The sequence below is a fragment of the Halorubrum sp. AJ67 genome (assembly GCF_000513435.1).
Map to the genome: position 1 here is coordinate 137,123 of NZ_CBVY010000003.1, position 5,970 is coordinate 143,092.

Here is a 5,970-nt window from a genome sequence, read left to right on the forward strand (position 1 = left end):
CGGGGGTTCCGGTCGCGGCTCGGCGGCGACTACGACCTCCACGGCGCGCCGCCGGAGACGCCGTTCTCGCTGGAGCTGTACGCCGTCGACGTCGACGTCGACGACCTGATCCACGCGACCGAGGTCGCGGAGACGTACGCGAAGGACGTGTTCTTCGGCTACGACGCGAACAACGCGGCGGCCGCGGTCCGTCGGAAGGACGCCGACTCGCGCGACGGCGAGGTCCACCGGCCGGACTGACGGGACGCCTCCGCCGGTCTCTCGCAGTCCCGTGAACGAGGGTTTATATACGGGCGCGGCCGACGCCTATTCGACCGGCCGCCGGCGTGCGACACAACCGGTCGTCTCGCGTTCGCGTGAGGCGGTCGCCTTTCAACGTCCGCGCCGTAGCGGCGGTCGCTCTACACTCGCGAGCCGCTGGCTCGCCGGAGAGCGACCGGGTTAGCGATAGGCCGGGTTAGCGATCGACCTCACCCATGATCGTATCGAGACTCCCCAGCGACGCGATCAGGTCCGGGATCGACTCGCCCTCGGCCATCTCGGGGAGCGCCTGAAGGTTTGAGAACGACGGGCCGCGGATCTTGAACCGCGCCGGCTTGTCCGTTCCGTCGGCGCGGACGTAGATGCCGAGTTCCCCTTTCGCGGCCTCGACGGCGCGGTAGACCTCGGTGTCGTCGTCCGGACGGACGGTGCGGGGGACGTTCGCCTGAACGGTGCGCTCGTCTTCCGGCCAGTCGTCGAGCAGGTCGACGCACTGTTCGATGATCGTCGCGGACTCCTCGACTTCGCGCATCCGGACGAGGAGCCGACTGTAGTTGTCGCAGCCGTCCTCGGTGACGACGTCCCAGTCGAGCTCGTCGTAGTACCCGTACGGGTCGTCGCGGCGCAGGTCGTAGTCGACCCCGGAGCCCCTGAGCACCGGGCCGGTCGTCCCGTACTCCTTCGCGACCGACGGCGGGAGCGTCCCGGTGTCGACCGTGCGGAGCTGTAGTATCTCGTTCCGCGTCAGCAGGTCGTGGTACTCCTCGATGCGACGCGGGAGGCCGTCGAGGTACTCGCGGATCCCGCGCAGGAACTCCTCTCTGGGTTCCGGGAAGTCCCACGCGACGCCCCCGAGCCGGAAGTAGTTGAACATCAGCCGTTGACCGGTCAGATCCTCCAGTAGGTCCTGAACCCGTTCGCGCTCCTGAATGGCGTACATGAACGTCGCGGTGAAGTCCCCGATCACGTCGAGGGCGTACGCGCCCATCGCCAGCATGTGCGAGAGGATCCGGCTCAGCTCGGCGGCCATCGTCCGGATCACCTGCGCGTACTCGGGCACCTCGATGTCCGCGAGGTCCTCGGCGACGCGCGCGTAGGCCCACTCGTTGAGCAGGCCGCCACCGCCCCAGTCCCACCGGTCGGGGTACGGCATGATCTGGTGGCGGTACGTGCCGGACTGGGCCATCTGCTCCTCGCAGCGGTGGATATATCCGATGTCCGGCTCGACGCCGACCACGGTCTCGCCGTCGAGGGTCACTTGGAGGTGGAGGACCCCGTGCGTGGCCGGGTGGTGCGGCCCGATGTTGAGCAGCATGGTGTCGCTCCCGGCCGACGCCGACGACCCCGGCTCGATCGGTTCGTTCTCGGACAGCGAGACGATCTGCGGCCGCTCTGCGTCGTACTCCGACGAGAGCGGGTGGCCCTGCCACGTCTCGGGAAGCAGTATCCGTCGGAGATCAGGGTGGTCGTCGTACTCGATCCCGACGAGGTCGTACGCCTCGCGCTCGTGCCAGTCCGCCGTGCGGAACACTGGTGCCGCGGACTCCGAGACCGGGTCGTCCGTGTCGGCGGGAACGACGACGCTGACCTCTCTGGTCGGATCGTCGTACGAGCGCAGGTGGTAGATCGACTCGTACCGGCCCTCGTACTCCTGTGCGGTGACGCAGGCGAGGTGGTCGTAGCCGCCCTCGTCTCGCAGCGTGGAGAGCACCTCCCGTACCGCGTCCGGTCGAATCCGGGCGGCCGGGGCGTTCAGATGCTCCTCGCGTCCCATCACTGACTCGCGGATCGGCGAGAACGGGTCCGTCGTTCCGTCGCCCTCGTCGGGGTCACACAGCAGCTCGGTCGACATACGCGGAGGGACGCGGCCGCGACTCCCGAGGCTTCTGCCGGCTCAGTACGGGCATTTATAACCACGCCGGCGTCACTGCGCGACGTGAAATACCTCCGGCTCGAACTCCGCTACCCGCCGGACCTCATGCATCCCATGCACCGGCTCGTCGACGAGTCCGACGCCGTGGAACGGGACGTCCTGCTACAGGGCACCATCCTCGACGAGACCGCCGACACGTTCCTGTTCTACGTCGAGGGGGACATCGACGTCTACACCGACGCGCTGCGGGCGGTCGACCGGATCCGGGAGTACGAGGTCACCCGGATCGACGACGACGGCTACTACGTCTTCCTCACGCAGCGGCGCGACGCGGTCGACGAAGCGATGTTCGATCCGCTCCAGCGGACCGGCATCGTCGTCGTCCCGCCGGTCGATTTCCGACCGAGCGGAATCGTGCGCCTGACGCTGATCGGGGAACGCGGACCGCTCGGAGACGCGCTCGCCGAGCTCCCGGACCGGATCGCGAGCGACGTCCTCCGGATCGGCGAGTACGACTGGCGACAGGACCTCTTCGATCCGGAGCTGACCGACCGCCAGTTCGACGCGCTCGCGGCCGCCGTCGAGACCGGATACTACGACTCCCCCCGATCGGGGACCGTCGAGGAGGTCGCCGACCGGATCGACGCCGCTCCGAGCACCGCGTCCGAACACCTCCGGAAGGCCGAGTCGGCGATGATGTCCGCGTTCATGGAGCTGCGCGACGTGGCTTGAGGCCCGGAGCCCGACGGTCCCGCGCTAGTGGACCGTCCGGTCGTCGCCCGTGTCGATTTCCTCCCGCGGCTCCGCGTTGCCGAACGTCGGCGTCGGTCCGTCGCCCGGAGCCGCCCAGTCGACCGCGTTCCGCAGCACCTGCCGAACGTCTTCGTCGTAGTAGATCGGGTACGTCTCGTGGCCCGGTCGGAAGTAGAACACCTTCCCGCTCCCGCGGCGGTAACAGCAGCCGGAGCGGAACGTCTCGCCGCCCTCGAACCAGGAGGTAAAGACGAGCGTGTCGGGGGCTGGCACGTCGAAGCGCTCGCCGTACATCTCGGTCTCGTCGAGTTCGATCGTCTCGCCGATTCCGTCCGCGATCGGGTGGCTCGGCTCGATCGTCCACAGCCGCTCGCGCTCGGCGGCCTCGCGCCACTTCAGCGAACAGCTGGTACCCATGAGCTTCTTGAATATCTTCGAGTAGTGCGCGGAGTGGAGGACGATAAGGCCCGTCCCGTCGAGAACGTGTTCGTGGACCCGGTCGGCGACCGCGTCGCGCACCTCGTCGTGGGCGGCGTGGCCCCACCAGACGAGCACGTCCGTGTCGTCGAGAACGGATTCGGAGAGCCCGTGGTCCGGCCCCTCGTCGAGGGTCGCGGTGCGGACCTCGTGGCCGCCCTCGCGGAGCGCCTCGGCGACGACGGCGTGGATCCCGTCGGGGTAGACGTCCGCGACGACGTCGCTCTCGCGCTCGTGTCGGTACTCGTTCCAGACCGTGACGCGTGCCATACGCCGCGTGGACGGCGGAGGGACTTGAGCGCTCGCCCCGCGTCGGGGTCGGCCGGAGGATCGCGGGTCGGCCGGAGGATCGCGGGTCGACCGGAGGATCGCGGGTCGACCGGAAGATAGTCGTCGGTCCCGTGAGAGGCCGAGGGTATGACAGGTCCCCGTCAACTGTACCGCCGCGCCGACGACTGGGCGCGCGGACTCTCCAGACTACGCTACGCGCTCCTCACGGGCGTCGTGGTGATCGCGTCGGTTCTCGCGGTCGGGGTCGTCCTCGACACGTCGACGACGGTCTACGCGGTCACGATGGGCGTCGTGATGACCGTTCTCTACTACGTTGGCGACGTGAACGCGGAGGACGACTGACCGCCGGAGACGGCTCCCCGCCGTCCGCTCAGGCGGTCGCTTCGACGTCCGCGAGCTGCCGCGCCAGGAACTTCGCGATGGAGACGTCTTCCTCCTCGACGAACCGCGCCAGCTCCTCGCCGTCCGCGTCCTCGACGACGACGGTCGGGATCAGCTCGATGTCGTACTCGTCGACGAACTCCCCCTCCTTGCCGTTCGGTCCCTTCACGACCGGGAACGCCTCGATGCGGTCGTCCGGGACGCCGGCGGCCGCGAGCGCGGCACCGAACGCGGGCAGCTGTCGCTGGCAGTCGCCGCACCAGTCGCCGCCCCACACCTTGAAGACGTAGTCGTCCGCGGTTAAGGCGTCGAGGACTGCTTCGTCGAACGCGTCCGCGTCGAGGTCGTCGGCGGGCGCGAGTGTTTCGAGCGTCATAGCTGGCTGTACGTCTCCGAGGCACGTAAACGGCGCGTCGGTGGCAAATCGGAGTCACGGTCGTCCGCGACGCGCACGGATACGAATCGCTGATCGACGCGACCGGGATCGCCGAAGCCTCAGTCGATCGGCTGTACATGAGTGTTTTCGCCGCGAACGACTCTGCGAGGGAGACCGCCGAAGCCCCAGCCGCTCGCTACGATGTAGTTGCTGCTGTGGACACGACCACCGAAGCCCCAGTCGCGAGGCGGTCAGACGCTCGCTGCGCTCCTCGTCACTCGCTTCGCTCGTTCCTGCGGTGCTTGGCGTCGCCTCTGGCCGCCTCGCGACTGCCCCTTCGAGTCCCACCCCGCACAGCACAGCCTCACGCCTCCCCAGCCTCGTCGGTCGCCTCCGCTTCGCTCCGGCGACCGACTCCCTCGCGGACTCCTCGCGGCCGCCGGGGGCGGCCGCTCAGAGGCGCGCCACCGCAGATGTTCGGTGTCGTGGTCGTCCCGGCTGACATCGATTGCCGCAGTCCGCGGGGCCTTTGGGTCGCGGCCGCGTTCGTTCGGGTAATGGACGACGACATCCTGTCGACGCTCGGCTCGCCGCTCGTGCGGGTCGACGCGCCCGCGGGGACCACGGTGGCCGCGAAAGTCGAGTCCCGCAACCCGGGCGGCTCGGCGAAGGACCGCCCCGCCCTGTACATGATCGAGGCGGCCGAGGAGGCGGGCGAGATCGAGCCGGGCGACCGCATCGTCGAGCCGACCTCGGGCAACACCGGCATCGGGCTGGCAATGGTCGGCGCGACGCGCGGCTACGACGTCACGCTCGTCATCCCGGAAGGGAAGTCGATCGAGCGCCGCCGGCTGATGAAGGCGTACGGCGCGACCGTCAAACTCGTCGACGGCGACATCTCGGACGCGAAAGACCGGGCCGACGAGATCGAGCGAGAGCCGAACACTATCCAACTCCGCCAGTTCGAGAACCCCGCCAACCCGCGCGCCCACTACGAGACGACGGGGCCCGAGATACTCGATCAGGTCGGCGACCGCACCGTCGACGCGCTCGTCGCCGGCGTCGGCACCGGCGGCACGCTCTCCGGCATCGGCCGTCGCCTGCGCGAGGCGTTCCCGGACGTCCGGATCGACGCGGTCGAGCCGTCGGACAACGCCGTCCTCTCCGGCGGCGAACCCGGCAACGACGGCTTTCAGGGGATGGGACCGGGGTTCGTCGCGCCGAACCTCGACGTCGACCTGATCGACGAGGTCCACACCGTCGACCTGGCGGACGCCGAGGTCGAGTGCCGCCGCCTCGCCCGCGAGGAGGGAATCTTAGTCGGCCAGTCGTCGGGGGCCTCGAACCTCGCCGCGAAGGACGTCGCGGCCGAACTGCGCGAGACCGGCGATTTCGCCGGCGAGGAACCCCTCGTCGTCACCGTCTTCTGGGACAGCGGCGAGCGCTACCTGACGGCGGGCACGTTCGACGGGTAACCCGGAAGCTCCCGAGATTCCGAAGATTCCGAGCGGGATCCCCAGCGACGCCCGTCGCCACCCGGGCGTTGATTAGCGTTCGG

The 5,970-nt window shown here is 69.0% G+C and carries 6 protein-coding genes and 1 pseudogene; 4 read left to right on the forward strand and 3 right to left on the reverse strand.

The genetic code is table 11. The features are described 5' to 3' along the window. Positions 1–240 (forward strand): annotated as a pseudogene (locus tag BN903_RS15565) (hypothetical protein); the annotation flags it as partial. Between the two features lie 217 nt (positions 241–457). Here the strand turns inward: BN903_RS15565 and BN903_RS04365 are convergent. Beyond that, positions 458–2,113, reverse strand: coding sequence for an NADH-quinone oxidoreductase subunit D (locus BN903_RS04365; RefSeq protein ID WP_079890576.1), 1,656 nt, complete (start codon positions 2,111–2,113; stop codon positions 458–460). A gap of 84 nt (positions 2,114–2,197) precedes the next feature. Between BN903_RS04365 and BN903_RS04370 the strand changes: the two genes are divergently transcribed. Continuing rightward, complete coding sequence (locus BN903_RS04370; RefSeq protein WP_048076561.1) at positions 2,198–2,866, forward strand: helix-turn-helix domain-containing protein; 669 nt, start codon at positions 2,198–2,200, stop codon at positions 2,864–2,866. A gap of 24 nt (positions 2,867–2,890) precedes the next feature. Here BN903_RS04370 and BN903_RS04375 read toward each other — a convergent pair whose 3' ends face one another. Continuing rightward, on the reverse strand, positions 2,891–3,634 hold the full coding sequence (locus BN903_RS04375) for a ThuA domain-containing protein (protein ID WP_048076562.1): 744 nt from the start codon (positions 3,632–3,634) through the stop codon (positions 2,891–2,893). Positions 3,635–3,781: 147 nt separating this feature from the next. Between BN903_RS04375 and BN903_RS04380 the strand changes: the two genes are divergently transcribed. After that, positions 3,782–3,997: a hypothetical protein gene (locus tag BN903_RS04380; protein WP_048076563.1), complete on the forward strand. Its 216-nt coding sequence runs from the start codon at positions 3,782–3,784 to the stop codon at positions 3,995–3,997. A gap of 28 nt (positions 3,998–4,025) precedes the next feature. Here the strand turns inward: BN903_RS04380 and BN903_RS04385 are convergent, their stop codons facing one another. Continuing rightward, positions 4,026–4,412 carry a thioredoxin domain-containing protein gene (locus tag BN903_RS04385; RefSeq protein ID WP_048076564.1) on the reverse strand — a complete coding sequence of 129 codons (387 nt, stop codon included), beginning with the start codon at positions 4,410–4,412 and terminating at the stop codon, positions 4,026–4,028. Positions 4,413–4,969: 557 nt separating this feature from the next. Between BN903_RS04385 and BN903_RS04390 the strand changes: the two genes are divergently transcribed. Further along, a complete protein-coding gene (locus BN903_RS04390) occupies positions 4,970–5,887 on the forward strand; it encodes a PLP-dependent cysteine synthase family protein (protein ID WP_048076565.1) in 918 nt (305 codons plus the stop codon). The last annotated feature ends 83 nt before the right edge of the window (positions 5,888–5,970 follow it).